Origin of the sequence: Actinomadura sp. WMMA1423 (assembly GCF_006547145.1) — a bacterium.
Lineage (GTDB): Bacteria > Actinomycetota > Actinomycetes > Streptosporangiales > Streptosporangiaceae > Spirillospora.
On sequence record NZ_CP041244.1, the window covers coordinates 4,422,870 to 4,439,288 of the forward strand.

The 16,419-nt window shown below is 72.8% G+C and carries 13 protein-coding genes; 5 read left to right on the forward strand and 8 right to left on the reverse strand.

Going from position 1 to position 16,419, the window contains the following annotated elements; genetic code table 11:
• Positions 1-54 precede the first annotated feature (54 nt).
• Positions 55-954 carry an FAD:protein FMN transferase gene (locus tag FKD65_RS20375; protein WP_141579001.1) on the forward strand — a complete coding sequence of 300 codons (900 nt, stop codon included), beginning with the start codon at positions 55-57 and terminating at the stop codon, positions 952-954.
• Here the strand turns inward: FKD65_RS20375 and FKD65_RS20380 are convergent.
• The 3 genes from FKD65_RS20380 to FKD65_RS45605 form a co-directional block, all read right to left on the reverse strand.
• Positions 944-3,013 (reverse strand): AAA family ATPase, encoded by a 2,070-nt coding sequence (locus tag FKD65_RS20380; protein WP_141579002.1) that lies wholly within the window; start codon positions 3,011-3,013, stop codon positions 944-946. The two genes, FKD65_RS20375 and FKD65_RS20380, sit on opposite strands and share 11 nt — an antisense overlap.
• 9 nt (positions 3,014-3,022) lie before the next feature.
• Complete coding sequence (locus FKD65_RS46640) at positions 3,023-4,516, reverse strand: LuxR C-terminal-related transcriptional regulator (protein WP_368367275.1); 1,494 nt, start codon at positions 4,514-4,516, stop codon at positions 3,023-3,025.
• 104 nt (positions 4,517-4,620) lie between these two features.
• A complete protein-coding gene (locus FKD65_RS45605; RefSeq protein ID WP_240810258.1) occupies positions 4,621-5,379 on the reverse strand; it encodes an AAA family ATPase in 759 nt (252 codons plus the stop codon).
• A 235-nt stretch (positions 5,380-5,614) separates the two neighbouring features.
• Here FKD65_RS45605 and FKD65_RS20390 point away from each other — a divergent pair, with 235 nt between their 5' ends.
• From FKD65_RS20390 to FKD65_RS20400, 3 genes are all read left to right on the forward strand, one after another.
• Positions 5,615-6,262, forward strand: coding sequence for a TetR family transcriptional regulator (locus FKD65_RS20390; protein WP_205718737.1), 648 nt, complete (start codon positions 5,615-5,617; stop codon positions 6,260-6,262).
• A 121-nt stretch (positions 6,263-6,383) separates the two neighbouring features.
• The gene (locus FKD65_RS20395; RefSeq protein ID WP_141579003.1) at positions 6,384-8,513 is read left to right on the forward strand and encodes an acetate--CoA ligase family protein; all 2,130 of its coding nucleotides are present in this window, start codon (positions 6,384-6,386) and stop codon (positions 8,511-8,513) included.
• 97 nt (positions 8,514-8,610) lie between these two features.
• On the forward strand, positions 8,611-9,816 hold the full coding sequence (locus FKD65_RS20400) for an amidohydrolase family protein (protein ID WP_141579004.1): 1,206 nt from the start codon (positions 8,611-8,613) through the stop codon (positions 9,814-9,816).
• 116 nt (positions 9,817-9,932) lie between these two features.
• Here FKD65_RS20400 and FKD65_RS20405 read toward each other — a convergent pair whose 3' ends face one another.
• The 4 genes from FKD65_RS20405 to FKD65_RS20420 all read right to left on the reverse strand — a co-directional run bounded on the left by FKD65_RS20405 (position 9,933) and on the right by FKD65_RS20420 (position 14,176).
• Positions 9,933-11,063, reverse strand: coding sequence for an ABC transporter substrate-binding protein (locus FKD65_RS20405; protein ID WP_141579005.1), 1,131 nt, complete (start codon positions 11,061-11,063; stop codon positions 9,933-9,935).
• 27 nt (positions 11,064-11,090) lie between these two features.
• On the reverse strand, positions 11,091-11,966 hold the full coding sequence (locus FKD65_RS20410; RefSeq protein WP_141579006.1) for an ABC transporter permease: 876 nt from the start codon (positions 11,964-11,966) through the stop codon (positions 11,091-11,093).
• Positions 11,963-12,793 carry an ABC transporter ATP-binding protein gene (locus tag FKD65_RS20415; protein WP_141579007.1) on the reverse strand — a complete coding sequence of 277 codons (831 nt, stop codon included), beginning with the start codon at positions 12,791-12,793 and terminating at the stop codon, positions 11,963-11,965. The genes FKD65_RS20410 and FKD65_RS20415 overlap by 4 nt, the downstream gene beginning before the upstream one ends.
• Positions 12,794-12,883: 90 nt before the next feature.
• Positions 12,884-14,176: a CaiB/BaiF CoA-transferase family protein gene (locus tag FKD65_RS20420; protein ID WP_141579008.1), complete on the reverse strand. Its 1,293-nt coding sequence runs from the start codon at positions 14,174-14,176 to the stop codon at positions 12,884-12,886.
• Between the two features lie 349 nt (positions 14,177-14,525).
• Here FKD65_RS20420 and FKD65_RS20425 point away from each other — a divergent pair, with 349 nt between their 5' ends.
• Positions 14,526-15,071: a hypothetical protein gene (locus FKD65_RS20425; RefSeq protein WP_141579009.1), complete on the forward strand. Its 546-nt coding sequence runs from the start codon at positions 14,526-14,528 to the stop codon at positions 15,069-15,071.
• A gap of 110 nt (positions 15,072-15,181) precedes the next feature.
• Here FKD65_RS20425 and FKD65_RS20430 read toward each other — a convergent pair whose 3' ends face one another.
• Positions 15,182-16,285 (reverse strand): hypothetical protein, encoded by a 1,104-nt coding sequence (locus tag FKD65_RS20430; RefSeq protein ID WP_141579010.1) that lies wholly within the window; start codon positions 16,283-16,285, stop codon positions 15,182-15,184.
• Positions 16,286-16,419: the final 134 nt, after the last annotated feature.

The window sequence follows — 16,419 nt, forward strand, 5'->3', positions numbered from 1 at the left end:
CCCGTCGCGGGGGTGGCCGGCTACGCGTTCCCCACTCGTCCTTGGAGCGGTTTGATGATCCACGGCACGGAGGACTTCCCCCTTTGGGGCGGTGCGGCCACCGTGATGGTGGACGACCCCGGCCGTCTCGGCGCGGCCCGCCGGGCCGTCGACCACGTGATCGACGACATCGACGCCGCGTGCGGCGCCTTCCGCGACGATTCGGACCTGGCCCGGGTCAACGCCGCCGCGGGCCGTCCGGTGCGGATCGGCTCCACCTTCCTGGCGGTGCTGTGGACGGCCCTGCACGCCTGCGACCTGACCGGCGGGCTCGTCGATCCGCTCGTCGGCGCCGGAAGCGGGGCGGTCCTGATCGACGACCCGCCCGGAACGGTGACGATCCCCGCCGGGACGACCCTCGACCTGTGGAACATGGCGATGGCGTTCGCCGCCGACCGGGCGGCCGAGTCCGCCGCGGGGCAGGCCGGGTGCGGCGTCTGCGTCGGCTTCCCCGGCAGCGTCGCCACCGCCGGACCGGTGCCGGACCCGGGCTGGCCGGTCCAGGTGACCGGCGGTCGCGGCCTGGGGCACCGCGGCGAGCCGCCGCCCGGGCAGGAGATCGTGCTGCGTGCGCCCGGGCTGGCCACCTCCTCCCCGCCCGTCCCGGGCCGGACGGCGGGCCACTGGGCCGGGCGGCTGCAGGTCGTCCCCCGCGCCGCCGACGCGCCGCCGGTCGTGCGCGAGCAGCGCCTCTGGCGTACGGTCTCGGTCATCGGCCTGGCCTGCGTCGCCGCCAAGACCGCCAGCATCGCCGCGCTGGCGTCCGGGAGCGCGGCCGCCGCCTGGCTGGGATCCCGGGAGCTGCGGGCCCGGATGGTGGACGCCGACGGCCGGGTGACCACGGTGGGCGACTGGCCCGCGGGTCCCGGCCACCCGCCGGCGGCGCCGGCGCGCGCCCCGGTGCTCAACCGCTGATCGCGTAGGCGACCGCGCCGTCCAGGCTCAGCTTCGCGCCCGAGTCGCGGGCCGCGGTGAACGCCCGTCCCCCGAGTTCCCGGCGGGCGCGGGCCTCGCAGTCCCGGTGGGAACGCGTGAAGGCCTGCAGCCCGAGAGGCGGGATGTCGAAGGCCCGCCAGAGGCGTCCCGCGGCGCCCAGCAACCGGGCGGCCCTCGCGTGGTGTCCCTGCGCGCATGCGGCCCAGGCGAGCACCTCCAGGCACTGGCTGAGTCCCCACGAGTCGCTGATCTCGATCAGCATGGTGGCCGCCCGGCACATCCTGGCCCAGGCCAGGCCCGGGTCCTCCTGCCACCATGCCGCGTACCCCAGGGTGATCAGGCCGTACGCCTCGAAGATCCGCGCTTGGTGGGCCTCGGCCAGGGCGAGGAGCTCCTCTCCCAGCGCCGCCCCCTCCTCGGGGCTCTGGGCGGCCACCCCGAACGAGGCGGCGTAGTGCAGGTTCACGGCCACGGCGTCCAGGTCGCCCCTCGCCCGATGGCGGGCACGCGCGTCCCGCAGCAGTGCGAACCCGTCGCCGGTGTCACCGCGGGCCAGCGCCGCGATCCCGCGGGCCTGGAGGCAGAACGCGCCCGCCGCCTCGTCCCCGCACCCCTCGGCGGTGACGGTGCATTCGTCCGCCCGCCGTTCGGCAGCTTCGAGATCGTGCTGGTAGGCCGCGAACAGCACGTCGACCCACAGCGCCATGAGGCGGCCGTCGTCGGTCGGGCCCGTCAGCTCGAGGGAGCGCTCCAGCCAGTGGCGGCCCTCGGGGAGGGCGCCCGCGAGCAGCCACGCCGACCACAGGGAGACCGCGATCCGCAGGCCGGACGGGTCGCCGGGCGGCCGCAGGCACAGATCCAGCGCCAGCCGCAGGTTGGGGATCTCCGCCAGCACCGCCCGGTAGCGATCGAACTCGTCGGGGGCCAGCTGATCGATCCGGTTCCGCTCGGCCAGCCGCCGGTAGTGGTCGCGGTACCGCCGGAACAGTGCCGGTTCGTCATCGTGCGCCAGCAGCTCGCGCCCGTAGGCGCGGATGCTCTCCAGCATGCGGTAGCGGCTGCGGCCCGAGCCGCGCTCGCTGATCAGGATGGACTTGTCGACCAGCCCGGAGACCAGGTCGAGGACGTCCTCGGGCTCGATCCCGTTGCCCGAGCAGACCGCTTCGGCGGTCTCCAGGTCCATCGCCCCGGGGAACACGGCCAGCCTCGTCCACAGCCGGCGCTCCCCGGGCGTGCACAGCCCGAAGCTCCAGTCCATGGTCACGTACAGCGCCCGGTGCCGCGGCGGGGCCGTGGCGTCGGGACGGGCGAGCAGGTCGAAACGCCGGTCGAGCTCGTCCGCCAGCTCGTCCAGGGGCGTCGTGCGCAGCCGCGCGGCGGCCAGTTCGATGGCGAGCGGGAGCCCGTCCAGGCGCCGGCACAGCCGGGCCAGCGCCGGCGCGGTCGTCTCGTCCACCGTGAAGCCCGGCCGCGCCTGGGCCGCCCGCTCGGCGAAGAGCCGGACCGCGTCGCTGTGCGCGACGTCCGGCACGGCGGCGCCGGGGGCCGGGACCTCCAGCGGGGGCACCACCAGCACCTGTTCGCCCCCAACCCCGAGCGCCTGCCTGCTGGTGGCGAGGACGCGCAGCCGCGACGCACCGCCCAGCAGCCGGGCCGCCAGCTCGGCGCACTCCGGCAGCAGGTGCTCGCAGTTGTCGAGGACGAGCAGGAGGCGCTTGTCGGCCAGATGGTCCACCAGGGCGGGCAGAGACCGCCCGCCGGTGTCGCGCAGTCCCAGCGCGGCCGCCACCGAGGCCTCCAGCAGGCGGGCATCCTGCACCGCGGCCAGATCCACCATCTGAACCCCGGCCGGAAACCAGGTCCGCAGCGTCGACGCCGCCTGGCGGGCCAGCCGCGTCTTGCCGACGCCGCCGGCGCCGGTGAGGGTCAGCAGCCGCGTCCCGGCCAGCAGGCGCCGCACCTCCGCGACCTCGCGGACGCGTCCGACGAAGGTGGTGCGGTCCGCGGCCCGGTCCGGCATGATCTCGTGTTCGGCCATGGCAGGCCGTCACCCCCCGGGCCCGGTGCCGGTCGCCCGCCCTCGATCGTGGATCCAGCCGGCGATCTGGACCCGGGAGTTGAAGCCGAGCTTGTTCATGATGTGCTCGATGTGACCCTCGACGGTGCGCTGGGAGATCACCAGCGTGGCGGCGATCTTCTTGTTGCTCGCCCCTTCCGCCACCAGCCGCGCGATCTGCGTCTCCCGGGGCGTCAGCGGGGACGGTTCCTCGGCGTCCCGCTCCCCCGTGTCCGCGGACGCCGCCTCGTTCAGCGCGTAGGCGAGCCCGTCCTCGCCGGAGAGGCCCGCGCCGCACTCGAACTCCTTGTGGAACACCTGCTCGCCGAGCGCCCGGCGGGTGTCGTCCACGCACACGTCGTGGTACCGGACGAGGTGCCCGTACCCCGACAGGACGGCACCGACCGCCTTCCACACGGAGTGGGCGATCCCCAGCAGCCGGGCCGCCCGCGCGTACTGATCCCCGGTGGCGGCGAGCCAGGCCAGCACCTCCAGATTGACCCCGAGGCCGAGAGGATCGTCGAGCGAGCGGTTGAACCGCAGGCTCTCCTGCTCCATCGCCGTGGCGCGGGCGGCGTCGCCCTGCCGCCACACCTCCACTCCGAGGGCCATCAGGGCGTACGCCCTGTGCCAGCCCTCCCCGTGCGCCTCGCACACCGCGACCCCCTGCTCGCCGATGGACACGGCGAGTGCCGCGTCACCCAGGAAGGAGTGCGCGAGCGAGAGTCTGATCAGCGCCAGCGCGTGGCCGACCGGGTCCCCGGCGGCGATGTGGCGTTCCACCGCCTCCTCGTAGAGGCCGATCGCGGCGTCGGCGTCCTGCCGGAACATGGCGATCATCCCGGAGTACAGGGCCACGTACCCCAGGACCTCGCCGCACCCCAGCCGCTCCCCGATGGCCCGGCTCTCCTCCAACATCGCGGCGGCGCCGTCGAGGTCGCCCTGGATGATCGCCAGCCAGCTGCTGGACCACAGCGCCCTGGCGCGGACCTCGTCCGCTCCGGTGTCCAGGGCCAGCGCCCGGTCCATCCAGCGGCGCCCCTCGGCCAGATAGAAACTGGTGATCCAGTGGTAGAGCAGGTCGGCGCCGATCCTCAGCGCGGCCCCGGCCTCGCCCGGGGCGGAGAGGCAGTAGTCCAGCGCGGTGCGCAGGTTGGTGTGCTCGACCTGGAGCCTGTCGAGCCAGGCGATCTGGTCGGGGCCGAACAGCCGGACGCGCGCCTCTGCCGCCAGCCTCCCGTAGTAGTCGCGGTGGCGGCGCCGGAACCGCGCCGTCTGCCCGGCTTCGGCGAGCCGCTCCCGGCCGTACTGCCGGATGCTCTCCAGCAGCCGGTACCGAACCACACCGCCCTGGTCCTCACGGCTCAGGATCGACTTCTCCACCAGGGCCGCGATCAGGTCGACGACGTCCGCGCGGGGGATCCCGTCGCCCGAGCACACGTCCTCGGCCGCCTCCAGGTCGCAGCCGCCGGCGAAGACCGACATCCTGCCCCACAGGACGCGTTCCGGCTCCGTGCACAGCAGGTGGCTCCAGTCGATCAGCGCGCGCAGCGTCTGGTGCCGCGGCAGCACCGCCCGCGATCCCCCGGTCAGCAACCGGAAGCGATCGTCGAGCCGGTCGAGCAACTGGTCCACCGACAGCACCCGGAGCCGCACCGCCGCCAGCTCGATGGCGAGCGGGAGCCCGTCCAGCCGCCGGCAGACCCGTTCCACCGCCACCCGGTTGGCGTCGGTGACGGTGAAGTCGGGGACCGCCGACCGGGCGCGGTCGGCGAACGGCGCACCGCCTCCGACATCGGCGGGGGCCGGGCCGTCCCGCGCGGGTCGAGGCTGTTCAGCGACAGGGGCGGCACCGGGAGCGTCTGCTCGCCGGCGACCCCCAGGACGTGCCGGCTCGTGGCCAGGATCCGCAGATGCGAGGCCGAGCGCAGCAACCTCTCGGCCAGCACCGCGCATTCGTCGTGGAGCTGCTCGCAGTTGTCCAGGACGACCAGCATGTGCTTGTCGCGCAGGTGCTCGACCAGAACGTCCGCCGAGGGGCGATGGGAGTGGTCCCGGATCTCCAGCGCCTCCATGACCGTCGCGGCCAGCAGCTCCGGCTTCTCCACCTCGGCGAGTTCGATCACCCACACGCCGTCCGGGAACGCCCTCCGCACGACCGTCGCCAGCCGCGTGGCCAGCCGCGTCTTGCCGACCCCCCCGACGCCCGTCAGGGTCACCATCCGCGATTCGGTCAGCATGCGCCTGAGCTCGGCCAGTTCGTTCCGCCGCCCCACGAAGCTCGTCGTGTCCGCGGGAAGCCGCGGCAGCCGATGCTCGCTCGCCGTGCTCGATACCGCTGAAGTCATCACCGCCCCGCACAGCGCGTCCGCACCGCGTCACATCCGATCGGCTCCCACCCTAGCCATCCGATTAACTGACATTTAGTAATGAACAGGTCAAAACGCAGCAGTCTAACTAGATAACAGGACGAAATTACTCAAACAGGCATCGTCCGTTCCCCCGGCCATCGGGCGGCCGGGACCCGCGGCCGGGCCGGGCGAGCGCGGCGTCAGAGCGGTTCGGAGGCCCTAAACTGACGGTATGCCAGAAACCGTGCTGACCTCAGACGGCAGGGTCGCGGGCCGGCGGGCCAAGGCGACCCGGCAGCGGCTGCTGGACCGTCTGACGGAGATGCTCGCCACCTCGCCCTACCGCGACATCACGGTGATCGACGTGGCCCGCCGGGCCGGGACGTCCCCCGCCACCTTCTACCAGTACTTCGCCGACATCGAGGCCGCCGTCCTCACCATCGCGGCCGACATGGCCGAGGCGGGCAAGCGGCTGCGCCCGCTCGTCGAGGACCAGCCGTGGACCGGGAAGTCCGGGTACGAGACGGCGCAGATGCTGGTCGACGGCTTCCTGGAGTTCTGGCGCGACAACGAGGCGGTCCTGCGGGTGGTGGACCTCGCCACGATCGAGGGCGACGACCGCTTCCACGCGCTGCGCGTCCGCATGCTCAACAACGTGATGACCGCGCTCGCCGCGGTGATAGCCGGCGCGCAGCGGCGCGGGCGGGTGGCCGAGAACGTCAACCCCGAGGCCCTGGCCGGGGCGCTCGTCGGGATGCTGGCGCACAACGCCGCCCACCAGCAGGGCTACGAGTCCTGGGAGATCAGCGTCGCCGACCTGCGGGAGAGCATGGCCCAGCTCGTCTTCTGGGCCGTCTCGGGCAGGCGCCCGCCCAAGTGACCGTCGTCCGGGGCGGCCCGGACGCGCACGTGTTCCCACCAGGGCGGAGCACGGCCCTCCCGCGCGCGCATTCATCTGACGCCCCATCAGATATTTCCCTTTCCGAGGTTAAACTGACGGCATGTCAGATCACAGCCCTTCCCGGGCCGAGGACACCGAACGGGACGTGAGCGGCCGGGTCCTGGCGCTCCGCGACGAGGATCTCGGCGTGTTCTTCAGGCCGCGCACGCTCGCGGTCGTCGGCGCCTCCGACTCGCCGGGGCGGCCGAACACCGCCGTCTACCGGCGGCTGCGCGCCTGGGCCGAGCGCGTCGGCGCCCGCGTCCATCCGGTCAACCCCGGACGCGACCGGGTGGACGGCGAGCCCTGCCACCGGACGGTGGCCGACGTGCCCGAGCCCATCGACGTCGCCGCCGTCCTGGTCGGCGACCCGTCGGGGGTGCTCGACGAGCTCGCGGCCGTCCGCGCCCGCTTCGCCGTGGTATTCGCGTCCGGCTTCGCCGAGCTGGGCGACGAGGGCAGGGACGCCCAGGAGCGGATGGGGCGGCTCGCGCTGGACGGGCCCCGGGTGCTGGGCCCGAACACCAACCTCAACGCGTTCGAGGAGTTCCGCGACGACCTGGACGGTCCCGCGATCGCGCTCATCTCGCAGAGCGGCCACCAGGGGCGTCCCGTCTTCCAGGCGCAGGAGCTCGGCGTCCGGGTGTCGCACTGGGCGCCGACCGGCAACGAGGCCGACCTGGAGTTCGCCGACTTCCTCCGGCACTTCGCCGACCTGCCGGAGGTCGGCGCGGTGGCCGGATACGTCGAGGGGTTCAAGGACGGCCGCACCCTGATGCTCGCCGCCGACCACGCCGCCCGGCGCGGCGTGCCGGTCGTCGTGGTGAAGGTCGGACGGACCCGGGACGGCGCCTCGATGGCCGCCTCGCACACCGGCAAGCTCACCGGGTCCGACGCGGTCGCCTCCGCCGTGCTCGGGCAGTTCGGCGTGACCCGGGTCGACGGCCTCGACGAACTGCTCGACACCTCCACGCTGCTCGCCCGCGCGAAGCCGCCGGCGAGCGGCGGGGTCTGCGTGTACGCCATCTCGGGCGGCACCGGCGCGCACATGGCCGACCTGTGCTCGGCGGCCGGCCTGGAACTGCCCGAGCTGTCGGCCGAGACGCAGAAGACGCTGCACCAGTGGATCCCCGGCTACCTGCGGGTCTCCAACCCGGTCGACAACGGCGGCCATCCGGTCGGCGACTGGCGCGGCCGCCGCATCCTGGAGGCGCTCGTCGCCGATCCGGCGGTCGGGGTGCTGATCTGCCCGATCACCGGGGCGTTCCCCCCGATGAGCGACGTCCTGGCCCGGGACCTCGCCGACATCGCCGAGCGCACCGACAAGCCGGTCTGCGTCGTGTGGGGATCACCGGCCGGAACCGAGCCGGCCTACCGGGACATCCTGCTCGGATCGCGGCGGCTGGCGGTGTTCCGCACCTTCGCCAACTGCGTCGGGGCGGTGCGCGCCTACCTCGGCTTCCACGAGTTCCAGGCCCGCTACCGGTCCCCGTTCTCCGACGTGCCGCGCACCCCCTCGCCCGCCGCCGCCGAGGCGCGGCGGCTGCTCGCCGCCGGTCCCGCCTCGGAGCACACCGCCAAGGAACTGCTGCGCGCGTACGGGATCCGGACCCCCCGCGAGGAGCTGGTGGGCAGCGCCACGGCGGCGGCCCGCGCCGCGGCGTCGGTCGGGTTCCCGGTCGTCCTGAAGGGGTGCGGGCCGGGCATGGCACACAAGTCCGACCTCGGGCTGGTGCGTCTGGACCTGCGCTCGGCGGCGCAGGTGCGCGAGGCGTACCGGCGGGTCACCGCACACGCCGGGGTCGACGCGGCGCTGGTCTGCGAGCAGGTGCGGGGCGGCGTCGAGACGGTCGTCGGCCTGGCCCACGACGAGTTGTTCGGGCCCACGGTGATGGCGGGCCTGGGCGGGGTCTTCGTGGAGGTGTTCCAGGACGTGGCCTTCCGGGTCCCGCCGTTCGACGCCGCCGAGGCCCACCGGATGCTGGCCGGGCTGCGCGGGTTCGCGCTACTGGACGGTGCCCGGGGCAGGCCGAGGGCGGACGTCGGCGCGCTCGTCGACGTGATCATGAAGGTGCAGCGGATGGGGCTGGAGCTGGACGGAGTGCTCTCCGAGCTGGACGTCAACCCCCTCGCCGTCCTGCCGGACGGTGCCGTCGCACTGGACGCGCTGGCCGTCACGACACCTGCCTGACGGGCCGTCAGTTTCACTCGCCGACCACCTTCCGGAATCGGCGGCGCGCCGTTACCTTGTTTCTGACGACCCATCAGATTTAGTTCGGATGTGAGACATGAGTCTGTCCTTCGGCGAGCTACCGAAGATCATCAGCGTGGACGACCACGTCGTCGAGCCCCCGCACGTCTGGCAGAACTGGCTGCCCGCCGCGCTCCGCGACCGCGGCCCCCGGGTCGAGCGCCGGGGCATCGGCGCGATGGAGCACCTCGGCGGCGGCACCTACCGCCAGACCTTCGACGACGAGGGCCCGCAGGCCGACTGCTGGATCTACGAGGACCTCGTCTACATCCACAAGCGGCACGTCGCCGCCGTGGGGTTCGACCGCGACGACATGACGATGTCCCCCATCACCTACGACGAGATGCGGCCGGGCTGCTGGGATCCCAAGGCCCGGGTCGCCGACATGGAGCTCAACCATGTCGAGGCGTCGCTGTGCTTCCCGACCTTCCCCCGGTTCTGCGGGCAGACCTTCACCGAGGCCAAGGACCGCGAGCTCGGTCTGGCCTGCGTGCGGGCCTACAACGACTGGATGGTCGAGGAGTGGTGCGGCGACTCGGGCGGGCGGCTGATCCCGCTCTGCCTGATCCCGCTCTGGGACGCCGAGCTCGCGGCGCGGGAGGTGCGCCGCAACGCCGCGCGGGGCGTGCGCGCGGTCTGCTTCAGCGAGATCCCGCCGCACCTCGGGCTGCCGAGCGTCCACTCCGGCGCGTGGGACCCGTTCTTCGCCGCCTGCCAGGAGACCGGCACGGTCGTGAACATGCACATCGGGTCGTCGTCCAGGATGCCGGCCACGTCCGCCGACGCGCCGCCCGCGGTCTCCGCCGCGCTCTCGTTCAACAACGCGATGGCCTCGCTGTGCGACTTCCTGTTCTCCGGGGTCCTGGTCCGCTTCCCGCAACTGGAGGTGGCGTACTCGGAGGGGCAGATCGGCTGGCTGCCCTACGTCCTGGAGCGGGTGGACGACGTGTGGGAGGAGCACCGGGCCTGGGGCGGCGTGCGGGACACCATCCCCGAGCCGCCGTCGGTCTACTTCCACCGCCAGGTGTACGGGTGCTTCTTCCGCGACGTGCACGGGCTGGAGTCGCTCCACCGGATCGGCGTCGACCGGGTGACCTTCGAGACCGACTACCCGCACACCGACTCGACCTGGCCGCACACCAGGAAGGTGGCCGAGGAGATGTTCCAGGGCCTGGACGCCGAGACCGTCTACAAGATCACACGCGGCAACGCGATCCGGATGCTGAAGCTCGACCTGGTCTGAGCGGGCCCCCGCCGCCACCGCGCGGCGGGACCTCCCGCGACACCACCGGAACGCCGTACGGCCCCGGAACCGTCTCCCGGTTCCGGGGCCGTGCCATGCCCTGCCGTGTGGCGGGGTCAGGGCTTGTGGCCCACGGCCTCCGCGTAGAAGGTGCGGTCGACGGCCTCCGACTCGGGCACCGTCCTGCCCAGGGCGCCGCCCTCGACGTAGGCCTTCTGCAACCGGTCGGTGGTGCCCTTGCGGATCTCCCAGTCCCAGATCGGGGCCGGGACCGCGGTGAGGATCTCCGGCTTGAGGTTGAGGCTCGACGCGAGCTCCCCGACGAACGCGGCGCTCTTCTTGTAGTCCCCTACGAAGTAGGTGTTCACGATCCGGATCAGCGCGCGGACGAACGCCACGCCCGCGTCCGGGTTCTCACGCAGCATCCCCGGCCCGTAGATCAGGCCGCCGAGCGGTTCGCCGAGGGGCTGGCCGCCGAGGAACTGGATCCCGGGCTTGCCGTCCACCTGCTTCCAGACCGGGTCGACCATCCAGGCCGCGTCCACTCCCCCGTTCTCCAGCGCGGTCACCGTGTCGGCGGGCCCGGTCAGGCTGGTGAAGCGGACCTTCTTGAGACTGGTGCCGTGCCGGCCGAGCACCTGGCTCATCGGGTAGGTGATCACGCTGCCCTTGCCGATGAGCGAGCCGATCTGCGCGTCGTCGAGCTTGGCGGCCTCGGGCGCGGTCCCGTTCGGGACGCGGGCCCAGAGCCCCGACTTGGACTTCGGGTTGGACGAGTAGTTGCCGAGCACCCAGCGCAGCTCGAACTTCTGCTGGAGGCCGTTGAAGAACGCGGCCTCGGGGGCGGACCACATCGCGTCGAGGTCGCCTTTGGCCAGCAGCGGGATCGAGTCGGCGACCGGGAGCTGCTTGAACTCCACCTCCAGGTTCTCCTTGGCGAACTCGCCCTTGGCGATGCCGAGCTTGAGCGGGGCCACGAACTCGGCCGATCCGGTGCTGGAGGACACCGTGATCTTGGTTTTCCTCGCCAGCGGCTTCGGCGCGGGGGCGCCGGCCTTGCACCGGGCCGGGGCGCGGTCGGGGGCCAGGTCGGCTGGATCGCTCCAAGCCGCCGCGCCGCAGTCCGCCACCGGGCTGATCGGACGTGCCTTGCGCGGGGAGTCGGCGCTGACGGCGCCCTCCCCGCCGCACGCGCCGGCGGCGAGCGCCACCGCGGCGACGATCGGAACGAACAGGGGGATTCTCATCTTGTCCTCCGGCAGTGGAACGCCTGGTCAGGTACGGACGCGGTCGCGGTCACCGGGCGCCCAGGGGGTCAGCCGCCGGCCGAGGAAGCGGATGATCTCGGAGAAGACCACGCCGAGGACCGCGACGCAGACGATGCCGACGTACATCACGTCGTTCTGGAACAGCGCCCGCGAGTTGAAGATCAGGTAGCCCAGCCCGTCGGTCGCCGCGACGAACTCCGAGGCCACGATGACCAGGACGGACACCCCCGCCGCGATCCGGGCCCCGACCATGATCTGGGGCAGCGCGCCGGGCAGCAGGACGTGCCGGAACATCTGCCACCGGCCCGCCCCGAAGACCGCGCCCGCCTCGCGGTACCCCTCGGGGACGGCCAGGAACGCCGACATCGTGGAGATCCACACGAAGAAGAAGACGGTGGCGGCCACCAGCGCGAGCTGGGGCCCCTCGCCGATGCCGAACATGTTGAGGAAGATCGGCAGCAGCGCCAGCTTCGGCACCACGTAGAGCGCGTCGAGCAGGGGCTCCAGCGCGGCGCGGACCGTCCGCGAGGTCCCCATCACCAGCCCGAGCAGCGCGCCGATGCCGGTGCCGATCAGGAAGCCGAGGACGACCCGGCGGGTCGTCACCCACACGTCCGGCCACAGCCTGCCGTCCACGGCCAGATCCCACCCGTTGGCGACGATGGTCGTCGGCGCCGGGTACAGCCGCGCGTCGATCCAGCCCTGGTCCGAGGCGACCTGCCACAGCCCGATCAGGACGACGGGGACGCCGATCGCCAGCCCGAGCTCCAGCGCGCGCCGGCGGGCCGCGGCCCCGGCCGGGGACCGCTCGGCGGCTCCCGGTTCGCGCACGATGACCCGCTCCTGCGCCGTCGCCGCCCGAAGGGTCTGCCGTCCGCTCATCTCGCGCCGCCTCCAGCCGGTTCGATCTCGCCCCGAAGCAGGTCCCACAGCTCGGCCTTCAGCTCCGCGCACTCGGGCGAGTGCCGGACGTCCCCGCTGCGGGGGCGGCCGAACGGAGGGGTGCGCTCGGCCAGGACGCGGCCGGGGCGGGCGCTCATCACCAGCACCCGGTCGCCGAGGACGATGGCCTCCTCCAGGCTGTGCGTCACGAACAGGACGGTGCGCCGGTCCGCCTCGCAGATCGCCAGCAGCTCCTCCTGGAGGATGGTGCGCAGCTGCGCGTCGAGCGCGGCGAACGGCTCGTCCATCAGCAGGACCTCCGGCTCGACGGCGAGGGCCCGGGCGATCGACACGCGCTGCCGCATGCCGCCCGACAGCGCGGCGGGGTAGGCGTCGGCGAAGTCGGTCAGGCCCATCCGGGAGAGCCAGTCGCGGGCCCGCCTCGTCGCCTCCTTGCGCCGGACGCCCTGGACGTCCAGCCCGAAGCGGACATTGGCCAGCACCGTCTTCCAGGGGTAGATGCCGTAGTCCTGGAAGATCATCGCGGCCGGGTGCGGGGCGGTGGCGCGGATCTCCAGGCGTCCCGCGCTCGGCCGCAGCAGCCCGGCGACCAGCCGCAGGAACGTCGACTTGCCGCATCCGGACGGTCCGACGACGCAGCAGAACTCGCCCGCCGTGATGTCGAGGTCGATCGGCCCGAGGGCGTGCACGTCCGCGCGGCCCCGGCGGAACCGGCGCTCGATCCCGGACGCGCGGACGGCGGCGGGCGGTGGCTCCGGATCGTGCCGTGGGATCGCAGAACTCGTTCTGTTCTGGGCGAGTTCCATGGTCTCACCTCCAAGGACGCAGTGGAAGTGACAATATGACGGGTCGTCAGATATGTGCAATAGCCAACATCGACCGTCTCCGGGGCGAGGTCAGCCGCCCGGCGTGCCGGAGGCCGGGCGGGCGGCGCCCGCCGCGTCCGGTCCGCCCAGCGCGCCTGACGCGCGCAGCCGCGCGATCGCCGCCGCGTCGCGGCCGAGCACCTCGCGCAGGATCTCCGCGGTGTGCTCGCCCAGCTCCGGGGCGCGGCTCGGGATCCGGCGCGGCTCACCCACGAACCTGATCGGGCTCGGCAGCTGGTCGGTGCCGAGGCGCTCGGCCGGCAGCCAGGGCAGGCGGTCCTGGAACTGCGGGTCTGCGGCCAGGGTCCGGGGCGTGTTCACCGGCGCGATCGGCACGTCGTGCTCGGCGCCGAACGCGATCCATTCCGCGCTGCGGCGCCCGGCGAAGATCTCTTTCAGCTCGTCGCGCAGCACGGTGTCGCCGACGGCGTGGTCGGCGTAGCGCGAGCCCGGGTGCCGGTCGAACAGGTCGGGACGGCCGACGGCGGTACAGAAGTTGCGCCAGAGCTCTCGTTCGGAGGCCATGAGCAGGATGTGGCCGTCCGCGGTCGCGTAGAACTGGTAGCGCACCCCGCCGCGCATGCCGGCCGTGCCCGGCTCGCGGCGCCGGAACCCGTCGGCGCGGTTGCCGGTGACCTCGCTCTCGGGGCGCTCGTAGGCCCGCCAGGTCTCGCTGCGCAGCCAGTCCATCGACGCGGCGGCGTCCGACTGCGCGACCTCCAGCCGTCCTCCCACGCCGGTCGCCCGCGCCCGGACGACCGCGGCGAGGATGCCGAGGGCGGCGAACAGCGGCCCGGCGTTGATGCCCGTCGAGGGGTGCTCGGGGATCGCCCAGTGGCCGTCCCCGGTCGGCTCCGGGCGGACGAGCCCGGCCCAGGTGTCGAAGGCGACGCCGTGACTCGGCAGGTCGCGGTACGGGCCCGTCTCGCCGTACCCGGAGATGCCGCAGAACACCAGGCGCGGATTGACCTCGCCGAGCACGTCCGGCCCGACGCCGCGGCGCGCCAGGCCGCCCGGCCGCATCGCCTCCACGACGACGTCGGCACCCCTGGCCAGGTCGAGGAAGACCTCCCGCCCCTCGGCGGTGCGGAGGTCGAGCACGATGCTGCGCTTGCCCCGGCCGATGTGCAGGTGCATCAGCGACACCCCCGACACCAGCGGCCAGGTCGTCTCGCGGAGGTAGTCGCCCCGTGGCGGCTCGACCTTGATCACATCGGCGCCGAGGTCGGCCAGATGGGTGGTGGCGGCGCCGGGCCCGAGCATCGACGCCTCGACGATCCGGACCCCGGCGAGCGGCGCGCCGGGCCTGGTGTGAGCTTCCATCGGGACCACGCCTCCGAGTGCCGGCCGGACGGGCGGTGTCCCCCGCCCGAATCTGACTGCCCGTCAGATTACCGCCGGGAGGACGCGGCTGAAAGCCCGTCAGGTCGCCGGAGGAGGGGGGACGGCCGCGCGCCCGGAGAGCGGCCGCCGCACCGGCGGACCGCCTGCCCGCCTCCGCGGAATGGTCGCGTCGCGGCGCCGCAGGGGAATGCATGGGCAGTTCAAAACAAGTCGGAACCAATCGGTCGTCGCGTGCATCACATAAGGCGAAAAAAGGCGCGACGGCCCCGATGGACCCATCCTGTAGGGCCTCGCGCGCTCCCCCCGAATCGATCCATGGAGGATCTACATGCGGCGTGTCGCCACAGTGACCGTCCTTACCGGCGCTCTGGCCGCCGGTGTCCTGGCCGCCGGCCCGGCCGCGCAGGCGCAGACGAAGCCTTCCACCGGCAAGGAGGTGACCACCACCAGCCAGGGGGCGATCTCCAAGAAGGACCTCATCGCCGAGGCGCAGGCGTCGGGCCAGCCGTACACCGCCAAGGAGGCGAACACCATCAGGGCGGCCCAGTCCTGCGGGTACTACCAGCGCACCCGCGGCCGCAAGGCCTCCAACGGGCGCTGGATCATCGCGGTGACCCAGCGTCTCACCTGGTGCTGGGACGGCCGCTACGTCCGCTCCTACCGGGCGAACTACAAGGCCTACACCTACAACAAGAACGTGTGGAGGTGGCGCGGCTGGGCCCAGAAGAAGGTCACCCACCCCAGCAGCTGGGCCTACGTGACGTCCTACGCCCAGGGCGCGTTCTACTACACGGGCAACCGGCACACCTACAAGCCGTACGTCATCATCCGGGGCTACAAGAACGGCGGCTACGCGTGGAAGGCCGGCGGCTGAGCCTGAGCACGGCCACCTCATGAAGCGCCGCTCCATTCGCCGGCACGCGTAAGCGATCGCGGGCGAATGGGGCGGCGTTTCGGCGACCGGGACAAAACGGCCTTGCGGTATCAGCTCCCGGTGACGCGGATCGGAGCCCAGCGGAAGGCGATGACCCTGATCGTTCCCCTGCCCTTGGGCGGGACGTAGGAGAGCATCTCGATCCGCTCGACCGTGGTGATGGACCTCTTCATGCTGGAGCGGCCGGTGAACGGGCGGAGCAGGTCGCCCCAGTCCTTGTGCCTCCAGTTGATCCCGGCGCCCCCGCCGGCGCGGCGGAACGACTCGGTCAGCTCGATCGCCGACCAGACGAGCGCGCCGCCGGACGTGGTGCGCACCGCGTACGCCGGGGCCCTGGATCCGGAGTAGGACGCCTTGCCCACCCAGCGCTGAGCGCGGAAGGTCCTGCGGTCCTGGAGCAGGCTGCCGCGCTTCTGCTTCGCCCACGCCGGCACCGTGAACGAGCGGATGTATCCGCTCCGCGAGCCCCTGTTGATCGCGTCCGCCAGCGCGGGCGCCACCTGGTCGGGGGCGAGGGCGAGCGAGGCGTCGGATCCCGGGACGACGTCCGGGTAGTCGGCGACGTCCACGCCCGGCGCGATCGCGCCCTTCACCGGCTTGGTGGAAAGCGGCGCGTAGGCGGCGCGCCAGGGGCCGCCCGCCTGGTCCTGGACGAACACGATGTGGTCCCGCACCGGCGGGTTCGCGCCGTTGTCGGTCATGACGGCGAAGAACCACTTGGGATGGCCGGTGAACTTGGGGCTCGCCCCGAGGATCTGCCCGTACCTGGCCGGCTTGAACCGCAGCCTGTTCGCCTTGAAGATCCGGTACTTCGCGGTCTCCACTTGCAGCGACGATCCGGCGTACACGCCGGCGGCGCCCTTGGCGTCCAGCAGCTTGTGGACGCGGTTCGACCGGGCGGTATAGCGCACCAGGACCGGTCGCACCTGATCCTCCGTCAGCGCCGGTGCCGGCGCGGGCGGCGGGGCGCTCCCGGCGGGGGCGTCGGCCTCCCCCTTGGCCTTCCCCACGATCCCGCAGCCACCGGTCGTCATCGAGGCGGCCAGCGCGAGCGCCAGGGCGGGGCGAGCATGAGACAGCAAGACGAACTCCCATCGGGGCGGGCCCTCCGGCCCGCTCACCAGGCTCAGCGCCGCGAAGATCGTCGCTGTCACAGCCGCCGCGAATGCCGAGATCAGGCCGGTGCCCCGCACTCGACGCGCCCGGGGCCCGCTCCCACCGGCCGACCCGGGGGAGGTTCGCGACACCGTGTTGGTATCTTGACGACATGATGTCGACAAAAACGCGG

What these genes read in the sequence shown, in the direction of transcription:
- FKD65_RS20375 (WP_141579001.1), top strand. Translation starts at nt 55, where the DNA reads ATGATCCACGGCACGGAGGACTTCCCCCTTTGGGGCGGTGCGGCCACC.
- FKD65_RS20380 (WP_141579002.1), bottom strand. Translation starts at nt 3,013, where the DNA reads ATGGCCGAACACGAGATCATGCCGGACCGGGCCGCGGACCGCACCACC.
- FKD65_RS46640 (WP_368367275.1), bottom strand. Translation starts at nt 4,516, where the DNA reads ATGTCGGTCTTCGCCGGCGGCTGCGACCTGGAGGCGGCCGAGGACGTG.
- FKD65_RS45605 (WP_240810258.1), bottom strand. Translation starts at nt 5,379, where the DNA reads ATGACTTCAGCGGTATCGAGCACGGCGAGCGAGCATCGGCTGCCGCGG.
- FKD65_RS20390 (WP_205718737.1), top strand. Translation starts at nt 5,615, where the DNA reads ATGCCAGAAACCGTGCTGACCTCAGACGGCAGGGTCGCGGGCCGGCGG.
- FKD65_RS20395 (WP_141579003.1), top strand. Translation starts at nt 6,384, where the DNA reads ATGTCAGATCACAGCCCTTCCCGGGCCGAGGACACCGAACGGGACGTG.
- FKD65_RS20400 (WP_141579004.1), top strand. Translation starts at nt 8,611, where the DNA reads ATGAGTCTGTCCTTCGGCGAGCTACCGAAGATCATCAGCGTGGACGAC.
- FKD65_RS20405 (WP_141579005.1), bottom strand. Translation starts at nt 11,063, where the DNA reads ATGAGAATCCCCCTGTTCGTTCCGATCGTCGCCGCGGTGGCGCTCGCC.
- FKD65_RS20410 (WP_141579006.1), bottom strand. Translation starts at nt 11,966, where the DNA reads ATGAGCGGACGGCAGACCCTTCGGGCGGCGACGGCGCAGGAGCGGGTC.
- FKD65_RS20415 (WP_141579007.1), bottom strand. Translation starts at nt 12,793, where the DNA reads ATGGAACTCGCCCAGAACAGAACGAGTTCTGCGATCCCACGGCACGAT.
- FKD65_RS20420 (WP_141579008.1), bottom strand. Translation starts at nt 14,176, where the DNA reads ATGGAAGCTCACACCAGGCCCGGCGCGCCGCTCGCCGGGGTCCGGATC.
- FKD65_RS20425 (WP_141579009.1), top strand. Translation starts at nt 14,526, where the DNA reads ATGCGGCGTGTCGCCACAGTGACCGTCCTTACCGGCGCTCTGGCCGCC.